Source organism: Myroides sp. C15-4, from assembly GCF_050522745.1.
In the GTDB taxonomy this organism is placed as follows: domain Bacteria; phylum Bacteroidota; class Bacteroidia; order Flavobacteriales; family Flavobacteriaceae; genus Flavobacterium.
On the sequence record NZ_JBMVQX010000031.1, the window covers coordinates 15110 to 34141 of the forward strand.

Annotated in this window: 17 protein-coding genes and 1 other RNA gene; 4 read left to right on the forward strand and 14 right to left on the reverse strand. The window is 36.7% G+C overall.

Annotated elements, in window-relative coordinates:
• Window positions 1-90: 90 nt before the first annotated feature.
• An RNA gene (gene ffs / locus ACPDHL_RS12740) (signal recognition particle sRNA small type) lies at window positions 91-189 on the reverse strand.
• A gap of 88 nt (window positions 190-277) precedes the next feature.
• Here ffs and ACPDHL_RS12745 point away from each other — a divergent pair.
• The gene (locus ACPDHL_RS12745) at window positions 278-1354 is read left to right on the forward strand and encodes a glutaminyl-peptide cyclotransferase (RefSeq protein WP_430533138.1); all 1077 of its coding nucleotides are present in this window, start codon (window positions 278-280) and stop codon (window positions 1352-1354) included.
• Window positions 1355-1559: 205 nt separating this feature from the next.
• Here ACPDHL_RS12745 and ACPDHL_RS12750 read toward each other — a convergent pair whose 3' ends face one another.
• The 9 genes from ACPDHL_RS12750 to ACPDHL_RS12790 form a co-directional block, all read right to left on the reverse strand.
• Window positions 1560-2234 carry a DUF2461 domain-containing protein gene (locus ACPDHL_RS12750; RefSeq protein WP_430533139.1) on the reverse strand — a complete coding sequence of 225 codons (675 nt, stop codon included), beginning with the start codon at window positions 2232-2234 and terminating at the stop codon, window positions 1560-1562.
• 30 nt (window positions 2235-2264) lie between these two features.
• Entirely contained in the window at window positions 2265-3248 is a 984-nt protein-coding gene (locus tag ACPDHL_RS12755; RefSeq protein ID WP_430533140.1) for a tyrosine-protein phosphatase, read from the reverse strand.
• Window positions 3249-3373: 125 nt separating this feature from the next.
• The gene (locus tag ACPDHL_RS12760) at window positions 3374-4429 is read right to left on the reverse strand and encodes a linear amide C-N hydrolase (RefSeq protein WP_430533141.1); all 1056 of its coding nucleotides are present in this window, start codon (window positions 4427-4429) and stop codon (window positions 3374-3376) included.
• Window positions 4430-4452: 23 nt separating this feature from the next.
• Complete coding sequence (locus tag ACPDHL_RS12765) at window positions 4453-5754, reverse strand: cryptochrome/photolyase family protein (protein ID WP_430533142.1); 1302 nt, start codon at window positions 5752-5754, stop codon at window positions 4453-4455.
• 71 nt (window positions 5755-5825) lie between these two features.
• Window positions 5826-7256, reverse strand: a complete 1431-nt coding sequence (locus ACPDHL_RS12770; protein ID WP_430533143.1) for an anion permease — start codon at window positions 7254-7256, stop codon at window positions 5826-5828.
• A gap of 19 nt (window positions 7257-7275) precedes the next feature.
• The gene (locus ACPDHL_RS12775; protein WP_430533144.1) at window positions 7276-8466 is read right to left on the reverse strand and encodes a porin; all 1191 of its coding nucleotides are present in this window, start codon (window positions 8464-8466) and stop codon (window positions 7276-7278) included.
• Window position 8467: 1 nt separating this feature from the next.
• Entirely contained in the window at window positions 8468-9223 is a 756-nt protein-coding gene (locus tag ACPDHL_RS12780; protein WP_430533145.1) for a succinate dehydrogenase/fumarate reductase iron-sulfur subunit, read from the reverse strand.
• Between the two features lie 7 nt (window positions 9224-9230).
• On the reverse strand, window positions 9231-11150 hold the full coding sequence (locus ACPDHL_RS12785; protein ID WP_430533146.1) for a fumarate reductase/succinate dehydrogenase flavoprotein subunit: 1920 nt from the start codon (window positions 11148-11150) through the stop codon (window positions 9231-9233).
• A 12-nt stretch (window positions 11151-11162) separates the two neighbouring features.
• Window positions 11163-11813 carry a succinate dehydrogenase cytochrome b subunit gene (locus ACPDHL_RS12790; protein WP_430533147.1) on the reverse strand — a complete coding sequence of 217 codons (651 nt, stop codon included), beginning with the start codon at window positions 11811-11813 and terminating at the stop codon, window positions 11163-11165.
• A 388-nt stretch (window positions 11814-12201) separates the two neighbouring features.
• Between ACPDHL_RS12790 and ACPDHL_RS12795 the strand changes: the two genes are divergently transcribed.
• From ACPDHL_RS12795 to ACPDHL_RS12805, 3 genes are read left to right on the forward strand one after another with little or no spacing between them, the layout of a single operon-like run.
• On the forward strand, window positions 12202-12699 hold the full coding sequence (locus ACPDHL_RS12795) for an RNA polymerase sigma factor (RefSeq protein WP_430533148.1): 498 nt from the start codon (window positions 12202-12204) through the stop codon (window positions 12697-12699).
• A gap of 14 nt (window positions 12700-12713) precedes the next feature.
• Window positions 12714-13325: a hypothetical protein gene (locus tag ACPDHL_RS12800; protein WP_430533149.1), complete on the forward strand. Its 612-nt coding sequence runs from the start codon at window positions 12714-12716 to the stop codon at window positions 13323-13325.
• Between the two features lie 43 nt (window positions 13326-13368).
• Complete coding sequence (locus ACPDHL_RS12805) at window positions 13369-14307, forward strand: LysR family transcriptional regulator (protein WP_430533150.1); 939 nt, start codon at window positions 13369-13371, stop codon at window positions 14305-14307.
• 619 nt (window positions 14308-14926) lie between these two features.
• Here ACPDHL_RS12805 and ACPDHL_RS12810 read toward each other — a convergent pair.
• The 4 genes from ACPDHL_RS12810 to ACPDHL_RS12825 form a co-directional block, all read right to left on the reverse strand.
• Window positions 14927-15646 carry a response regulator transcription factor gene (locus tag ACPDHL_RS12810; protein ID WP_002986137.1) on the reverse strand — a complete coding sequence of 240 codons (720 nt, stop codon included), beginning with the start codon at window positions 15644-15646 and terminating at the stop codon, window positions 14927-14929.
• A gap of 11 nt (window positions 15647-15657) precedes the next feature.
• Entirely contained in the window at window positions 15658-17244 is a 1587-nt protein-coding gene (locus ACPDHL_RS12815) for a sensor histidine kinase (RefSeq protein ID WP_430533151.1), read from the reverse strand.
• A gap of 61 nt (window positions 17245-17305) precedes the next feature.
• Window positions 17306-17905: a dephospho-CoA kinase gene (gene coaE / locus ACPDHL_RS12820; RefSeq protein WP_430533152.1), complete on the reverse strand. Its 600-nt coding sequence runs from the start codon at window positions 17903-17905 to the stop codon at window positions 17306-17308.
• A gap of 7 nt (window positions 17906-17912) precedes the next feature.
• Window positions 17913-18908 carry a glycosyltransferase gene (locus tag ACPDHL_RS12825; protein WP_430533153.1) on the reverse strand — a complete coding sequence of 332 codons (996 nt, stop codon included), beginning with the start codon at window positions 18906-18908 and terminating at the stop codon, window positions 17913-17915.
• Between the last annotated feature and the right edge of the window lie 124 nt (window positions 18909-19032).

Consider the following 19032-nt stretch of genomic DNA (forward strand, 5'->3'; position numbering starts at 1 on the left):
AAGTGGCCCCTAAACTGCTACACTTGATCCAAAACGGTTCAACCAAAAAGGCAAAAAAAAATCCCCTAACTAGGAGATCAAAATAAAAAAAAATGGCAAGCTACCTACATCGCACCGCTACAACCACATACCTTTGCTGCGTTCCCACCCTGGAGGATTCTGCAGGAGCTGGTCGTGTAGGACTTGCCGTTGCAAATATACAACCATTTTATATTTTTCCAAGTGTTTCCAACTATTATAATAACTTTTGTATATTGTAATAAAATTAAAACGACCGATGAAAAGACCTAACATGCTTATACCCTTAGCCTTATCTTTAACCATTTTCAGTTGTTCTGAAAAAAATAATTTGGAAAAAAATGTAATTTCTTTAAATACATCCGAATTAAAGCAGGTTTACAACGATAAAGAGGCTATAAAATTAAGTTTAAACCTTGCTCCAAACACCGAACTCGACTCTGTTGTGTATTACCTAAATGACCTTCGTTTGGGCGCATCAAAAGGCAATGACGTATTTACTGCTCCACTAAAAGGGCAAAAATTTGGGCAATATATCCTCAAAGGAACCGCTTATTCCAACAAAGAAAGCATCGATGTTTCTACTCGTATTGCTATTCTTTCTTCAGTTGCTCCTCAATTAATCAATTATTCGATCGTCAATACGATTCCACATGATATCAAAGCCTATACACAAGGACTAGAACTACACCAAGGTATCTTATTCGAAAGTACTGGAAATGGGGAAGGCATTGGAACTGGGACAAAAGGTGTATCAAGTGTACGTCAACTCAATCCCAAAACAGGAGAAGTTATGAAAATCAAAGAACTTCCCATGGAGATCTTTGGCGAAGGTTGTACTATTTTAAACAATAAGCTGTATCAATTGACTTACAAAAACAATGAAGCTTACGTTTACAATCCAGATACCTTTGAGAAAATCGCAACCATTCCTTACTTCCAAAGAATGGAAGGTTGGGGCTTGTGTAATGACGGTACTTACCTGTATATGACGGACGGCTCTGAGAAAATTTATAAACTAAATCCTGATACATTCGAAAAAGTAGATGAGATCACCGTGGCTGCTCAACGCGAAATTTTGGTAAATATCAACGAACTCGAATGGGTAAATGGCAAGATTTACGCCAATTTCTACGGCAAAAGCGGTGTAGCTATTATTGATCCTACTACAGGATCTGTGGAAGGGATTATTGATCTTTCGCAGTTATTTGATATGGTTGAACGCCACCCTGATTTAGACGTATTAAATGGTATAGCGTACAATGCTAAAACCAACACATTCTTTGTTACTGGTAAAAACTGGAACAAAATGTTCGAAATCAAGATTATTGAATAACGTTATTGAAGATGGGTGATGAGAGAAGGGTGAATCTTGAGATAAAAAGAATTTTCTTTCAATGAAAAATAAAACAGCGATGGCTTCCGATTGGAAGCCATCGCTGTTTTATTTTAGTTTACGGTTGTTTACCACTTACCACTCACTACTTACTACTTACTACTTACTACTTACTACTTACCACTCACTACTCACTACTTACCACTCACTCATACAAACTCACCCCATTGACATCTGTCGTTAATACTTCAGACATATAATCGAAAAAGGGTTTCATTGCTTCAAATGTTTCCAATATTTCCGCAATAAATTTGGGTTGTAGAATTTCCTCATCGGTAAAGGAACGCATCACTAAAAACTGTTTTTTTCGCAACAAGTCAATCGCAGGGTGTTCCTTATCAAATCCTTTAGGTGCAGTTTTAAGCTCCTCGCCTACTAATCCTCCAAAGGTTTGAATAAATCGTGAATCGTTGATCAGCTCGCGCATTTCAGAATCGTCTAGTGCGATTTCTTTGCGAATGCGCAATAAATCATCTTTATTGGGTTCCCAGAATCCACCGCCCACAAAACTCTTTCCTGGTTCAATATTCAGGTAATATCCTCCGCGTAACAAAGGCTTTTTTCGTCCAATATGTAGGCCAAAATACGTTTTATAAGGAGTCTTGTCTTTAGAAAAACGCACATCGCGGTACAAGCGGTGTACGTGAAATAATTCTACCTCATCTACAACAGCCATTTGATCATAAACACATTTAAAAAATGCTTTTACTTCCGCAAAAACCGCATCAATTTGTGGTTTATTATCGGTAAACCAAGGCTTATTATTATTCTTTGCAAGGGCCTCTAAAAGGGCTATATGTTCTTTTTTTAAGTGATCCATAGTTTTTTTATCAACGATTGACAAACAAATTTACTTTAAAATATCCGTATTTTTTAAAATATAGCGCTGACGCTGTTCATCATCAATTAACAATCCATCTCGAATGTATGCATCCATTGTGCCATATTTAGCCTCAATAGCAGTAAACATAGCCTCTAAATAGTTGGGTTTAATCCAAGAGAAGTTTTCAATTACTTCATAGTCAATTTTTGGAAACAAGAATTTTCCAAATTTCGCTAATTTCATTCGACCTGTAACATCCTCAACACGTCCATTATTCGAAAGTAAATACTCCTCCATAATCGTTTGACGATCTACATTTAGAAGGCTCAAAACAATAGCACCTATCATGCCTGTACGGTCCTTCCCCGCCGAACAGTGAAACAAAGTCCCTTCATCATAATCCATAATACGCACGACAATCTCGCGAATTTTTTCTGGATTATCCAACACATAAACCCCATAGAACTCTTCGACTGCTTCATTTGATTCTTTTGGTGTTACTCGACCTTTTAGTACCTCTTTTTTCGCTTTGCTAAACATATCCTCCGAATCTTCAAAGGCTTGTATATTGTAGTAATATGAAACGGTTGCTGGTAAGCGATCTGGGTGTTTTTTAATTTCCCTATCTGTTCTTAAATCAATTACCTGAGAAATTCCATAATGCTCCAACACTTTGAAATCCTTCTTTTTTAGTTTTCCTAAATGCCCACTGCGATAGAAATGTCCTGGCTTAATCACGCGCTGATCTTGTGTGATAATTCCTCCTAATTCGCGAACATTTGATACTTGGTTAATCGCTACTCCTTCATTTGCTTCTTGATATAAGGATTGTTGCTTCGCTGTGGGGATAAATGGGCTCGTTGCACCATTTGCATAGCGTTGGGTCAAAGCTTCATAATTTTCAGTTGTGTCCAGCTTTGAAAACACAATGGGCTGATAGGCATGCTTATAAGAACAGCTTCCTAAAAACAGCATTCCCCCCATTAAAAATAACAATCTAATTTTTTTCATCACGTACTTTGTATTAACCTCTCTCAAAGTTAAGCATTTCTATTCTATTTCTGCGTTTCCACCCGAGATACAAAAAAAGCAATGCGATTGACGCATTGCTTCGTATACATTTTGGTAGTTTCTCATTAAACGCCCATAAATTGGAAGGGTTTACTAGCAACTAAATGATCATTTGACAAACCGAAATACTGTTGTCTTTTTGAAACATCTAATTTTCTAACACCGGCTTTTTCACCAAAATCTAGTGTTTTTAGATCCAACCACAAGGGTGATAAAGTCAAGGGATCTTCGTAATAATAGACTAAATTCTTCTGATCGGAAACAGCTCTCCATTTGGTTGAAGATAAGTTAGGATAGCCTTCAATGTGTACGCCATAAGGAACAGAACAGTTGCGGATAACACTAAATGCTGATCCAACAGCGACCATGGTATCATCACTCTGATCTACTGCCGTTGCATAATACGACGCTCTGGCAAAGCGATCTTCTGATCTTCCTGTTCCTGGCAATACCTGATTTCCGGGTAAAAATGCCCAATAATCACGGATAGCCAACTGTTTGTCATAAGTTGGTGAATTCGTTACTACCGTATAAGAAGGATCGTGATAAATCTTCAATTTTCCATCGATATACTCCAATACGGCATTATCTCCTTTAGCGTCTGACATGGTTAAGTGAACGGTTGCTAAAGTTGTTCTCCCTGGTGTATTTGCAGTAACTACAGTCACTGGATTTTTTTGTAAATCCGCTACTGCTTCAGCTACAGTTGCATAGTTGTCTAGTACATACTGTGCCCAGATCGCTAAACTCATTCCCTTTTGTTTTCCATTTGGATCATAATCGGGATATTGGGATTCAACCAGCCACAGAATATTAGCAACAAGTCCTTCTTCATTCATTCCATCTGTTGTCGCAATATCAAAAGCAGATACAATAACGCTTCCGTATTTTGACTTCCATTTGGCAGAGGCTTTCCCTACTTCACCTGTGCGCTCTATTCCTCTTGGAAAAACCCAAATATTCGGGTCAATTTCATCTTTCCAGTCCATTGATCGCGCAGTAATTATGGTATTATTAGGCCCTTTGTACACCACTCGGGTACACGCATAGGCATCTGATGCAACGGGTAGTAAAAAGGCTGCTAAAGCTAAATTAGCTACCCAAATTTTCCATTTTTTCATAGATATAGGTTTTTATGTGTTTTTTATTTCAATGCTTGTTTAAATGCTCGTAATGCTCGCTCTCTAGCCAACTTGTGATCGACCATAGGCTCACAATAAGGTAGCTCTTGTTCCAATGGTATCCATCGCTTGATATAATGTCCTTCTTTATCAAACTTTTTTTGCTGTTCAGTGGGATTAAAAATCCGAAAGTACGGAGCTGCATCACAACCACATCCTGCTGCCCATTGCCAGTTTCCCACATTTAAAGCCAAATCGTAATCGTTGAGCTTTTGAGCAAAATACGCTTCTCCCCAGCGCCAATCGATCAACAAGTGTTTTACCAAAAAGCTTGCCACAACCATGCGTACGCGATTATGCATATATCCTGTTTCATTCAATTCACGCATGCCTGCATCAACCAAAGGATATCCAGTTTCCCCTTTACACCATTTCTCAAATTCACTTTCGTCATTTCGCCATGCAATCTTTTCGTATTCTTTTTTAAAACACAAACGAGCGGAATGCGGATAATGATACAAGATCGCCGTAAAGAACTCCCGCCAAATCAATTGACTCAACCAAGTATCGTTATCTACCAAGGCTTGTGCTACACAAGCGCGAATGGAAACAGTACCGAATCGGATGGCTATTCCTAAATGCGTTGTTGCATCTAGGGCCGGGTAATCGCGATTTGCTGTATAATTTTGGATAATGGATCGATCAAACACGGGAGGTTCATATTGCCATGTGCTATCGGCTGTATAACCTAAATCAGCTAAACTAGGCATATTATGTTGTGTTTTTCCAACAAAATACGACTCTTGTAGCGGAATTTCCCACGCTTGTACGTGCTGTTGTGTCAGTGTATTTCGCCATAATTTAGCATAAGGAGTATATACTTTATAGGGTGTTTGATCGCTCTTCAACAATTCATCTGCACGAAAAATAACCTGATCTTTATATGCGTAAAAACCGATATTTTTCTCCGCTAAGAAGTGTTGTACGGTCGCATCGCGTTGTCGAGTTAAAGGTTCGTAATCTTCGTTGGTATACACCGCTTGAATCGAATACGTAGTCGTTAATTTTTCAAATACTTGCAATACAGTATCGCAAAAAAAACACATTTGACTATTCAAGGTATTTAGCTCGGCATTTAGCTGTTCTAGTGCTTGATAAAAGTACTGCACGCGTTTGTCGTCTTTAACGGGAAACTGCGACAAAATAGCCGTATCAAAAATGAATAGAGGTAGTACTTTTTTTCCGGATTGTATAGCGTGATACAAGCCTACATTATCGTGCAAGCGAAGATCTCTTCTAAACCAAAATATTACAATTTCTTCCATATTGATCAACCTGACTAAAAAGACCCTTTATTCCATAAAATAAAGGGTCTTTAAAGATAACTTTTTTTTATTTAAAAATAACCAATAATACTCATCCATGTTGTTCCCACAACTAAATAAATAGCCAAGAGTAAAAGTCCAATAGTCAACCCATAGATCCACCAAGACTTCAATTCTACATAACCACTTCCAAAGAATACGGGTGCCGGACCATGTCCATAATGCGTTAAGGTACCGTAAATAGACCCCATGAAACCTAAGCTCAATGCCAACAGCATTGGCGGTACACCCAGCGAAATCCCCACTCCCAATAAAGCAGCGTACATCGCTGCAACGTGTGCGGTTGCACTGGCAAAGATATAGTGGCTAAAAAAGTACACGACAACCAGTAAAGGATAAGCATAATGCCAATCGATCCCGCCCATTTGCACCTTGATCAAATCGCTAAACCATCCAATAAATCCAAGCGTATTGAGTGAACTAGCCATCATAACCAGTACAGCAAACCACACAATGGTATCCCACGCTCCTTTTTCGGATTTGACATCCTCCCAGGTTAACACGGAGGTTAACAAGAGAATAGACAGCCCAATAAAAGCTGTTGTTGTGGCATCAATGGTAAATAAATCTCCTGTGATCCACAAGAAAAGCAAGATAAAAAAGGTGAGTAACATCAATTTTTCTGGTAGGGTTAACTTCCCCATTTCTTTTAATTTTCCTGCTGCAATCTTAGGAGCATCTCCTGTTTTTTTTAATTCAGGTGGATAAATTTTATACAACACCAAAGGCGTGATAATAAATGCAACAACCCCTGGAATAAATCCTGCGATTGCCCAATTCATCCAACTGATATTAATTCCCATATCGGCGGCAAATTTCTGACACATCGGATTACTCGCTGTTCCTGTTAAGAACATAGCTGACGTAATGAGATTGAGATAATAACAATTCAGCGTCAAGAAAGACCCTACTTTTTTCTTTGTTTCTTCTTTTGATGGATCCGAACCAAAGTTCATTGCCATAGATTTCATAATAGGATAAATGATTCCTCCCCCACGAGCCGTATTACTTGGAATGGCAGGTGCCAATACCAAATCGGCCAAACCTAATCCATACGCTAATCCCAAGGTACTTTTACCAAAAGCGCGAATAAACAAATACGCAATTCGATTGCCCAATCCAGTTTTGATAAAACCACGAGCAATAAAAAAAGAAATCCCGATTAACCAAATTACTTTATCTCCAAATCCCTGTAAGCTCAGTGTGATGGATTTCCCTGCATTTCCAGGCGCTAGTAATTGAAAAAAGGCAGTGAGTCCTACAGCAATCATACACATAGTTCCCATTGGAGCTGCTTTTAGGATAATCCCTAAAATAGTACTGACAAAAATGGCAAACAAATGCCAAGCTTCGGTTGTTACACCCGTTGGAATTGGACAAAACCACAAGATTAAGCCTACGATTACCGTTATTCCAAAATTTTTTAAATTTACTTCTTTCATTGAAGGAGTCTTTTATTCATTATTGTAATCGACATTGAAATTGGATAAAGGCAAGAGTAGAATTATAGGACTTCGTTTGTTCAACACTGGTCTTAAAATTGTCTATTTGCACCCCAACTTGTAAGCGAGCACCATAATTCTTTAAGAATTCGAGACTAACCATAGGAACCCACGTTTGTCTTGCATTTGAATTGAGGTGTGCACTACCATCTAAATATTCATAACGGCAAGCAAATTCGATAGTTTGCAAGCGTTTTTTCCCTAATTCATAACGGACATTAGGCAAAACGTAGAAACTCTTCATCAAGTAGTCTTTCATATCACCAATGCGTTGATCAACGGGTTGATTAAAGAAAATAAAGTGATTGGTTCCTTGTTTCGCTTCTAATTGAAAGTCAATACTCCAACGGTCACTTATTGGAAAGAAAGCCGTTGCTTCTGCTCCCACAGCGTAAACGGTTTGACGTTGTACTTCTCCAACTCCACCACTAACTCCCACGTTAATCTTGTGTTTGGGATCTACATTAAATAACAGTCGGCTTGAGTAGTGCTTTCCATCATCATTATCTGTTTTATTTTTTCCATTTCCATTGGTCACTGAAATACCATAGCTCATGGGAATTTTCCCTAAATCGACACTACCTGTAACCGCAGCGCCAATTTGGAAGCTTGTCCACCCATTATCGCCAAATAAATAATAGGAGTTGGAATAATCGATCGATTTTACAACATCTACTGGATACGTTTCCTCCACTCCAAACAAAGGCCTAAACTGCCCTACTGTAAATTGTAAATAGCGATTTAACGTGTACTTAGCATAAGCATTTTCCAATACTTTCGTTTTGGGATCTGATTTAAAATCTGCCAAATTCACCAAAGCCACTACTTCTAGATTCTCTGTTACTTTTGCATTCATCGATACGCGCATACGTCTAATTTCAAAAGAGTTATTTGTTCCCTCTCCATCACCATAATGCATTCCATTAATATCTACTCCTCGTTTAAAATTATCCAAATAGCGCGCTTGAAAAACACCACCTACTTTAAATTGAGGATACGTTTGCGAAGTATCATTTAAGACAATTTTATCTTCAAATACTCGAATGGTATCTTGTACTATTCCCTGTTCCTGTGCCAAACTATTTACCCCAGTACACAAGCCTATTCCCAAGAGGAATAGGCTTTTTAACACCCCAATTTTATCTTTCATTTTACTTCTTTTTAAACTTGAGAAAACTAGCGCGATTGTATTCATAATTCATACGAGCAATGTTTAAAACAGAAATTCCCTGTGGGCATTCTACCTCACAGGCTTCTGTATTAGAGCAGTGCCCAAATCCCTCTTCATCCATTTGCACAATCATATGCAAAGCGCGTTCTTTTCTTTCTTGTTGTGATTGAGGCAACAAGGCTAATTGTGTAATTTTTGCAGAAGTAAACAAAGCAGCACTACCATTTTTACACGTTGCCACACATGCACCACATCCAATACAAGCTGCCGAATCAAAAGCGGCTTCTGCCGTTTCATGCGAAACAGGAATCGTATTAGCTTCTGGTGCTTGTCCCGTATTAACGGATACATATCCACCAGCAGATATAATACGATCAAAAGCACTTCGATCCACTTTCAAGTCCTTTTTAACAGGAAATCCAGCGGCTTTAAATGGCTCAATTAGTATTGTTTCGCCATCTTTAAACTCTCGCATATGCAATTGACATGTCGTTGTATTTTCTAGTGGGCCATGAGCATTTCCATTAATTACCACCCCACATTGTCCGCAAATTCCCTCTCTACAATCGTGATCAAATTCAATAGGGTCTTCTTTTTTTGAAATTAATTGCTCATTTAAGGTATCCAACATTTCTAAAAAAGACATATGTGTGTTCACATTATCTATCGCATAATCGACGAGTTTACCTTCAGATTTGCGATCTTTTTGTCTCCATATTTTAAGATTCAATTTCATAGCCCTATTATTTATAACTACGGATAGTTGGTTTTACGTATTCAAATGTTAATTCTTCTTTATTCAAAATGGGTTCTCGATCCAATGATCCTGGCCATTCCCAAGCAGAAATAAACTGGAATTGCTCATCATTACGAGCAGCCTCACCTTCTTCTGTTTGGTATTCTTCTCTAAAGTGTGCCCCACAAGATTCATCACGGGTTAAAGCATCATAGCACATTAAAGTTCCGATTTCTAGATAATCTGCCACACGTCCTGCTTTTTCAAGCTCCGAATTAATCGTTGCATTGGTACCGGGAACGTGTACGTTGGTATAAAATTCGGCTCTTAATTTTTTGATTTCATCAATAGCAAATGTCAAACCTTCTTTTGTACGGGCTAAACCGCAGTAATCGTACAAGAGTTTGCCAAGTTTTTTGTGGTAGTAATCCACTGTTTTATTTCCATTGATTTTCAAAAGCCCTTCTAATTTGTCCTTAACTTCTTGTTCTGCTTTTTCAAATTCTGGATGATCGGTTTCGATTTTACCAACTCGAATTTGATCAGCTAAATAGTTTGCAATCGTATAAGGTGCAATAAAGTATCCATCTACCGAAGCTTGTAAAAGTGAATTAGCTCCCAATCGGTTAGCTCCGTGATCAGCAAAATTGGCTTCACCTAAAGCAAATAACCCAGGAATAGTTGTCATTAACTCATAATCTACCCATAATCCCCCCATAGAGAAGTGAGCTGCTGGTGAAATCATCATGGGTTCTTTATAAGCATTTGTACCTGTAATTTTTTCATACATGGTAAATAAGTTGCCGTATTTTTCAGCAATTTTTGCTTGCCCTTGCTCTTTGATTGCCTTAGAGAAATCGAGATAAACGGCATTTTTCAATGGTCCTACCCCATATCCAGCATCGATGCGTTCTTTAGCTGCACGAGAAGAAATATCACGTGGAGCTAAGTTTCCAAATGCAGGATAGCGTCTTTCTAAGTAATAATCGCGTTCTTCTTCTGGGATATCATTCGCGAATCTCGTTTCATTTAGATTTTTCGGTACCCAGATACGACCGTCATTACGCAGCGATTCCGACATTAGCGTTAACTTCGACTGATAATCACCCGATTGAGGTAAAGACGTTGGGTGAATTTGTGTCCAACTTGGTGAAGCAAAAAACGCTCCTTTTTTATGTGCACGCCAAATGGCAGAACCATTACACCCCATCGCTAAGGTGGACAAATAATATATTTTACCAAACCCTCCTGTTGCGAGTACAACAGCATGAGCGGCATGTCTTTCAATTTCCCCTGTTTCTAAGTTTCGCACAATTACACCTCTTGCTTTTCCATCGATCACCACCAGATCCAACATTTCATGCGAAGAGAATAAAGCTACAGTCTTCTTACTCACCTGACGCATCAGTGCTTGATACGTTCCCAGCAACAACTGTTGTCCCGTTTGCCCTCGAGCGTAAAAGGTACGACTCACCTGCACCCCACCAAAGGATCTGTTATTCAAGTATCCGCCGTATTCTCTACCAAAAGGAACTCCTTGTGCTACAGCTTGATCGATTAAATTAACTGAACATTCGGCTAAGCGGTACACATTGGCCTCTCTAGCTCTGAAGTCACCTCCTTTTAACGTATCAACGAACATGCGGTAAATACTGTCCCCATCGTTTTTGTAGTTTTTGGCAGCATTCACTCCCCCTTGTGCCGCTACAGAATGCGCACGACGCGGTGTATCTTGAAAACAAAACGATTTGACATTATATCCCATTTCACCTAAAGAAGCTGCTACTGAACTACCAGCTAATCCCGTTCCAATTACAATGACATCCAGTTTTTTTCTGTTTGCTGGATTGACCAAACGAGCATTTTTTTTGTAGTTAAACCATTTTTCTTCTAATGGTCCTCCAGGAATTTTTGCGTCTAATTTCATAACAAGCTTGTATTAATGGGTGATATAAATATAAATGGGCATCAAAGCGAATCCTACACAAAGAATAACGGCATAGGCAACACCGAATACGTTAATCCAACGGACGTATTTCGGATGAAATAACCCCAGTGTTCTCACGCCACTGGTAATTCCGTGAATCAGGTGATAAGCAAGGGCTATCATAGCAATAACATAGACTACCACCAGCCATAACTCTTGAAAGGCCGTTACGACCACGGTGTATAAATCTTTATTGCCATTGGCGTCTAAACCGATGGTTCCAAATTTATAGACATACCAAAAATTTTGAAAATGAAGCACCAGGAAGATTAAAATGATCACACCTAAAACCCCCATATTTCGGCTATACCATTTGCTGGCTCTACCTCTTCTGTCGCGTTTGTAAGTACCGCCCGCTTTTTGGTTTTTTGAGGTAATGATCAAGGCGTAAATTGCATGTCCTATAATAGACAAGTAGAGCACATAAGACACTGCTTTCACTAGCGGATTACCGGTTAAAAAATGGGAATAAGCATTGAAGCTTTGCTGGGCGTGCTCGGGTTCTAGAAACAACTGGGTGTTCCCTAAAAAGTGAATCAGTAAAAAGAAACACAGAAACAACCCTGTTCCTGCCATTACAATCTTTCTTGAGAGTGTATTCATCTTATTTTTGTTTTAATAATTAATTTATAAAGGAGCATCTAATTTCATCCTATGGAACGATAATAAGAACCACATAAATAGTACCAAAAAATAATTTTACTTGTCTTTTTTATCTTTATTTGTAAAACAAATAGACAGTATTTTAAAATCCATACGCATAATCACACTTAATTAATACTAAAATTAGTAATTATTCTAAATATTTATCAGAAAATTAATCAATTTTACAATAATTTAAAACAATACAGAATGAGTATAAATTAGCGCTTGGTACATTTGTTCTAAAATGTGCGTTTTTAGCGTTGAAATCGCTATCTTGGAAATGAAATTAAAAAAAAACTTTTCCTAAAAATGTAACAATTATCATAGTTAGGCATCTAATTGTAATATGAAACAAAAAAGTCTTGAGTTAGAGTTTGTTAACCTTTTGGAAGAGCATCAAAATCTCATCCACAAAATTTGTCGGCTCTATACAGATGAGGAATCAGCTCATAAAGATTTGTTTCAAGAAATCTCCATTCAGCTATGGAAAGCATACCCCAGCTTTAGAGGGGAATCAAAATTTACAACTTGGGCTTATAGAATTGGACTGAATACAGCCATTTCTCTATTTCGAAAGAAAAGCAGGCAAATCAACACGACGAGTTATGATCCTGTAATCCATCATTTTCAATATCAAGAGTACAACGAAGAAGAAGAGCAACAGCTCAAATTAATGTACCGAGCACTTCATCAGCTCAATGATATTGACAAAGCATTAGTTTTCATGTACCTAGAAAACAAAACCTACGAAGAGATTGCAGGTACACTGGGAATTAGTGAAATCAATGCACGGGTAAAGATGAATCGAATTAAAAGCAAATTAAAAAAAATACTAAATCCGTAAGGATCCACGATACCATGAATGAACTTGATTTATTAAAAAAGCATTGGAACGCGAGCCAAAACTTTCCAAAGATTTCAAAAGACGAAATCACGGGGATGATTCACAAAAAATCATCTTCCATCGTCATGTGGATATTCATTATTAGCGTCATCGAATTCCTTTGTCTAAATCTGGCAAGCTTTTTTCTTTTTAATGAAGACAATGATCTAAAAGCGACAACCAATTTATTTTTTGATTGGACCGTTAATAATATAGACTACATCAGCGGTTTCGTTTCACTTGTTTTTATTATTCTGTTTTATATCAAATACCGCAAAATTTGCGTGGCTGATAACACTAAAAACTTGATGAAACAAATTCTTCAGACCAAAAAAATGGTCAATTATTATATTGTCATTAATATTTCGATCATCTCCGTGCTATCACTCTTCGCTATGTTCAGCGTTTTGAGTATGGATACCGATCCCACACATGGATGGAAATACTACGGCTTTGTTACGGGTATATTTATGCTCTTATTTTTGGTCTTTTTCGGTATTATCTGGCTTTACTACCGCGTGGTTTATGGAATTTTGATTAAACGATTAATGAAAAATTACCAAGAATTGGAGAAGATAGAGGATTAAATTTGTATCTTGGATACACATTTTACCTTATATTATTCAAGCTATGACCATTACGCAATTATTATACGCCTTAGCGGTTGCAGAGCACAAAAACTTTACCCTTGCTGCGGAAAAATCTTTTGTAACTCAACCAACCTTGAGTATGCAAATTCAAAAATTAGAAGAGGAACTGGGCGTTCAAATTTTTGACCGTACCACAAAGCCTATTCAACTAACGGCTATTGGCGACGTAATTATTCAGCAAGCACATAAAATTGTCAATGAATCCAATCGAATTAAAGATATCATTGACCAAGAAAAGGGCTTTATTGGCGGTGAATTTAAACTGGGCATTATTCCCACAGTTACACCTACCCTATTACCCATGTTTATTAAAACGTTTGTGAATAAATTTCCGAAAGTACACCTGATTATCGAAGAGTATACCACCGAAGAAATTATCACCAGACTGAAAGGAGGATATCTAGATGCTGCCATTGTAGCCACTCCTTTAGAACTAGAAGATATACGCGAAAAAGTACTCTATTACGAGCCCTTTGTCGGTTATATTCCCCAACCACTACAAAGTGAATTTGGCGATAAGATTACAACCAACCAGCTTGATCTAAAAAAACTATTACTCCTACAAGACGGACACTGTTTTAGAGATGGTATTATCAACATCTGTAAAAACAAAAGTACAGATGCTGATCGCCCATTTTCTTTAGAAAGTGGTAGTTTCGAAACATTAATACAGCTTTCTAAAGAAGGCTTAGGGTACACCCTATTGCCCTACCTCCACACACTTCAACTTACTAAAGAGGATCAAAAAAACCTCCTGCCTTTTGAGTCGCCACAACCCGCAAGAGAAATTAGTTTAATTCACACCTCAAACGACTTAAAACTCCAAATTATTCAAGCCCTATACGATACGATATTGAGTGTGATTCGCGGTGCTATTGCCTTTCAGGACGTGAAGATTATCAGTCCGAAGAAGAAATGAGTGATTGGTGAATGGATGATGAGGCGATGAGAATGCTACACAAAGAATAAATTGAAGGCTCATCGAACACCAAAACAAAATAGTAACTGGGTGAGATACATCGAAGCCTTGCGAAAATCGGAACGAAGTGGAGATTCATCGAACACTAAAACAAAATATAAAATCAGTGAGATATATTCATTGAACACCAAAATAAAATAGTAACTAAGTGAAATAAAAAACAAAAAAACTGTTTTTCGGCTTTCGGCTTTTGGTTCATTACATCTAGTTGAAAAAAGATTCTCTTATGACGAGAAAAGCAAACAAAAAGCAAAGAGCAAAAAACAAAACACAAAAAAACTATCTTTCGGCTTTCGGCTTTTGATTCATTACATCTAATTGAAAAAGAAGATTTTCTTATGAAGTGAAAATCAAACCAACCGTAACGAAGTGTAGGTTCATCAAATACCAAAACAAAATAGTAACGAAGTGAGATACACTGAAACGTAGGGAAAATCATCTAAATAAGAATGAATATCATCACAAACAGCAAAGAGCAAAAAGCAAAGAGCAAAAAAACAACAAATAAAAAAAGGGAGTAAGAATTAGATCTTACTCCCTTTTATGTTTGTAGCGAAGATTACTCTTCACCTTCACCTTTTACTACCAAACGGAATCCTTCTCCGTGGATATTTAAAATTTCAACCGCTTCGTCTAATTTTAAATACTTTCTCAATTTTGCAATATAAACGTCCATACTACGAGAAGTAAAATAGTTATCATCTCTCCATATTTTCGTTAAAGCAACTTCTCTTGGCATTAAATCATTTTCGTAAATTGCCAATAATTTCAGTAATTCATTTTCTTTTGGGGACAACTTAATTGGTTCTTGATCTTGGAAAGTTAAGAATCTCAATTTAGAATTCAAATGAAATTTACCGATTTGGAATTCAAATTTTGTGTTATCTGTTTTTACTTCAGATGTTTTTCTGTGAATGATTGCTTTGATTTTCATCAACAACACTTCTGAATCAAAAGGTTTGTTTAAGTAATCGTCAGCTCCTACTTTGTATCCTCTTAATACATCCTCTTTCATCGATTTTGCAGTTAAGAAAATAATAGGCACTTCCTTGTTCTTGTCACGGATCTCCTTGGCTAAAGTAAATCCATCTTTGTAAGGCATCATCACATCTAGAATACAAAGATCGAAAGTATCGCGTTTGAACTTTTCAAATCCTTCCATTCCATTCTTAGCTAAAGTGACTTCAAAGTCATTAATTGCTAAGTAATCTTTCAAGATCGCTCCAAAGTTTGGATCGTCCTCGACTAATAGAATCTTTTTGTTGTTTGTTGTTTCCATATATATATTGATTAATTTATTAATGGCATTTTAATAATGAACGTACTTCCCTTACCTTTTTCACTTTCAACATATACCTGTGCATTGTGGTCTTCTACGATTTGTTGTACGTAAGCCAACCCTAATCCATGTCCTTTTACATCGTGTAAATCACCTGTATGCTCACGATAGAATTTATCAAAAATTCTCTTTTGTGCATTTTTACTCATCCCTACTCCTTGGTCTACTACTTTTATCAAGATAAAATCTTTGATATTTTCGGTATAGACATCGATAATAGGTCTTTCTTTCGAGTATTTTATGGCGTTGTCTAACATATTGACCATTACACTGGTCAGATGGAATTCATTTCCTAATATATCGGATCTTCTTGCATCAAGATGTAGGTTAATTTCACCTCCTCGGTCTTGTATGATCAAACTAACGTGATCTACTGCAGATTCGATAACTTCATGAATATCCACCGCTTCTTTATCTGCTTCAAACTCTTTCTTTTCGAGCTTGGAAATTCGAAGCACATTTTCCACTTGTGCATGCATGCGTTTATTTTCTTCCCGAATCATATTCAGGTACCGCTCAACCATTTCGGGTTTTCCGATTACCTTGGGATTCTTTATCGCATCTAATGCCAGGTTAATTGTTGCTATTGGCGTTTTGAACTCATGCGTCATATTGTTGATAAAATCTGTTTTCATTTCTGAAATCTGTTTTTGTTTAATCAACTGATTGATCGCATTTAAATACGCAGCAATAATAACAACTGTGAATAAGATAGACAAAAATGTAATTCCAATTAACGAAGAGAATAAATATTTGCTCTTCTCTGGAAAAGTTACATACAAATGATACTTACTTTTTCCGTCATTATTTTTTAAAATTGGCACACCATAAGTGGAACCTTCGCTATATTCGAATTCATCCGACTTAATTTTAGTAGCCAACCCTTTGTTGTAAACACCAAATTCAAACTTGGCATTTACTCCATATTGATGTAGCTCATTTTGTAATAATTCATTGAGCTTTTCTTTCGAAATACGCTCATCTACTCGTTTTAGCGCTACGATGTCTTTGAAATAAATCTCAAACTGTGCTTTGTCCAAAACGTCTAAATTTCCTGATTTTTCAATTACTTCATCAGGATAATTTTGATGTAAATTATCACTTCCTCGATCAAAGGAATTTCCTTTGTGGATCTCGGTTTTTCGCCTAGCTACAAAACTTTTAATATTTGTACTATCGGCTCTCTTGTCAAAGAACGAACTTCGCAAATTAAAATCTTCAAGAATCAATGTATTAGAATAAAATACTGACTCATTGGTTATTGGATTGCGTTGGTAAATAACGATCTCTTTTAATTCACTTTGCTTTGGCGGTTCGCCAATACTATCCACAATTGTATTGTACATTTTGTAAAATTCCATTGCTTCATTTTGTTCAATAGAATTTGAAACGTTTCCAATCACTTGTTGGACATGATACTTGAACTGTTCTTCATTATTATTATACGAACTAACAATCCAATATAATTGTACGATGATGATTCCAATCAATGAAAAACTCATTATACCGACAAGTATCCTAAATCGTAATTTATTCATCGCAATTCAAAATTATGATTAAAAATATATATTCCCTAGTAGTTAACATAAAATTAACCGATTAAATTAAATGATTTTTTAAATTAATGTCACGTATTATCGAAATAATATCACTTTCAATTGATTTTTTGTTATTATTTTCAATTATATATTGACTTCTTCCTACCTTTTCTTCGTCTTTCATTTGATTATTTATAATTTTTCGTACTTGTTCTTTTGAGACTCCATCTCGAGCCATGACCCTTTGAATTCTAACTTCTTCTGGCGCAACCACTAGCACAATTAAATCACAACTTTTTTCCAATCCATTTTCAAACAAAATCGCACTTTCCTTCATTACAATAGGTGCGTCTTTATTTGTTTCTAACCAATGCTCAAAGTCTTCTTTTACACGGGGGTGAACCACTTGATTTAACTGTTCCAACAACTCTTTTTGATCAAAGACTACTTGTTTAATTTTCGCTCGATCAAGCAAGCCCTGTTCCGTAATAACGGAGGTTGTAAAGATTTGTTGTACAGCTTCTACTACATCAGGTCTATCCATGATAGCTCGTGCTCTTTCATCGGCAATATAAATGGGAATGCCTTGTTTTTCAAACAATTTTGCAACCGTAGTTTTACCACTACCAATTCCTCCTGTTAAACCAACAACGATACTCATTCTTTTCCTATTTAAAAAACATTTCGGGCATCCCTATTTCGGGCTGATTTTTCAACACATGCAAGATATAGTTTGACTTTACAAATCCCGTGCCGTAGCCATAAAACTGTACTAAAACTGCACAAATTGATAAAAATGAAACCTTAAAACTCTTCTCTTTTAACAAAGATATTATAAATATCAAGAAAAAATACAATAAATAAAGAGAAAAAAATGAATATAATCCCACAAACAGGAGTAAAAGACTTATAAAAAGCCCTATCAAAAACAAACTGGGAAACCAATACGTCATTTTAGCATATATAGGATAACGCTGATTGAGAATAGGCCTAGCTTTTCCAAACTTATTGACTTGCGTATAGAACTTTTTCCAATCAATTCTGCGTTTATGGTACACATATGCTTTCGGAAAAAGTTGAGTATCAAAACCTAAGTTCCAGAGTCGGATGGTTAAATCAGGATCTTCTCCTGGGTGTATTTTACCAAAACCACCAGATGCTTCGAATGCTTTTTTTGAAATTCCCATATTAAAACTACGGGGCTGAAATTTACTCAGTCGTTCAGAACCTCCTCGAATACCTCCTGTAGTTAAGAATGATGTCATCGAAAAGTTAATTGCTTTTTGTACGGGTGTAAAACTAGGTAAAGCTTCATCAGGTCCACCAAAACAATCGACATAGCTTTCTTGCAAATAGCGATCTACTGTTGCTAAATATCCTTCGGGAATGATACAATCGGAATCTAAGATGATGTAATAATCGCCTTTTGCCTTTCGCATCCCATAGTTTCTGGAATCTCCTGGGCCTGAATTACTTTTATAATAATAGGCAATATCCAATTGATCTTGATATTTCTCCACAACAAATCGCGAATCAATAACCGATCCATCTTCTACAATTACCACTTCGAAAGCACCTTGAAAAGTTTGCTTAGCTAAACTAGCCAACAATTCATCCGTTTCATCTGGTCGATTGTAAACAGGTATAATAAACGAATAATACATGATCTTCTTAATATAGCAACAAAAATATCGCTTCCTAAATTGGAATACAAAATTTACTCCTTATATTTATGTATATTATTTATATTCTTTACATGATAATGTGTAAACTTTCTAAAAAAAGTAA

What these genes read in the sequence shown, in the direction of transcription:
- ACPDHL_RS12745 (WP_430533138.1), top strand. Translation starts at nt 278, where the DNA reads ATGAAAAGACCTAACATGCTTATACCCTTAGCCTTATCTTTAACCATT.
- ACPDHL_RS12750 (WP_430533139.1), bottom strand. Translation starts at nt 2,234, where the DNA reads ATGGATCACTTAAAAAAAGAACATATAGCCCTTTTAGAGGCCCTTGCA.
- ACPDHL_RS12755 (WP_430533140.1), bottom strand. Translation starts at nt 3,248, where the DNA reads ATGAAAAAAATTAGATTGTTATTTTTAATGGGGGGAATGCTGTTTTTA.
- ACPDHL_RS12760 (WP_430533141.1), bottom strand. Translation starts at nt 4,429, where the DNA reads ATGAAAAAATGGAAAATTTGGGTAGCTAATTTAGCTTTAGCAGCCTTT.
- ACPDHL_RS12765 (WP_430533142.1), bottom strand. Translation starts at nt 5,754, where the DNA reads ATGGAAGAAATTGTAATATTTTGGTTTAGAAGAGATCTTCGCTTGCAC.
- ACPDHL_RS12770 (WP_430533143.1), bottom strand. Translation starts at nt 7,256, where the DNA reads ATGAAAGAAGTAAATTTAAAAAATTTTGGAATAACGGTAATCGTAGGC.
- ACPDHL_RS12775 (WP_430533144.1), bottom strand. Translation starts at nt 8,466, where the DNA reads ATGAAAGATAAAATTGGGGTGTTAAAAAGCCTATTCCTCTTGGGAATA.
- ACPDHL_RS12780 (WP_430533145.1), bottom strand. Translation starts at nt 9,223, where the DNA reads ATGAAATTGAATCTTAAAATATGGAGACAAAAAGATCGCAAATCTGAA.
- ACPDHL_RS12785 (WP_430533146.1), bottom strand. Translation starts at nt 11,150, where the DNA reads ATGAAATTAGACGCAAAAATTCCTGGAGGACCATTAGAAGAAAAATGG.
- ACPDHL_RS12790 (WP_430533147.1), bottom strand. Translation starts at nt 11,813, where the DNA reads ATGAATACACTCTCAAGAAAGATTGTAATGGCAGGAACAGGGTTGTTT.
- ACPDHL_RS12795 (WP_430533148.1), top strand. Translation starts at nt 12,202, where the DNA reads ATGAAACAAAAAAGTCTTGAGTTAGAGTTTGTTAACCTTTTGGAAGAG.
- ACPDHL_RS12800 (WP_430533149.1), top strand. Translation starts at nt 12,714, where the DNA reads ATGAATGAACTTGATTTATTAAAAAAGCATTGGAACGCGAGCCAAAAC.
- ACPDHL_RS12805 (WP_430533150.1), top strand. Translation starts at nt 13,369, where the DNA reads ATGACCATTACGCAATTATTATACGCCTTAGCGGTTGCAGAGCACAAA.
- ACPDHL_RS12810 (WP_002986137.1), bottom strand. Translation starts at nt 15,646, where the DNA reads ATGGAAACAACAAACAACAAAAAGATTCTATTAGTCGAGGACGATCCA.
- ACPDHL_RS12815 (WP_430533151.1), bottom strand. Translation starts at nt 17,244, where the DNA reads ATGAATAAATTACGATTTAGGATACTTGTCGGTATAATGAGTTTTTCA.
- coaE (WP_430533152.1), bottom strand. Translation starts at nt 17,905, where the DNA reads ATGAGTATCGTTGTTGGTTTAACAGGAGGAATTGGTAGTGGTAAAACT.
- ACPDHL_RS12825 (WP_430533153.1), bottom strand. Translation starts at nt 18,908, where the DNA reads ATGTATTATTCGTTTATTATACCTGTTTACAATCGACCAGATGAAACG.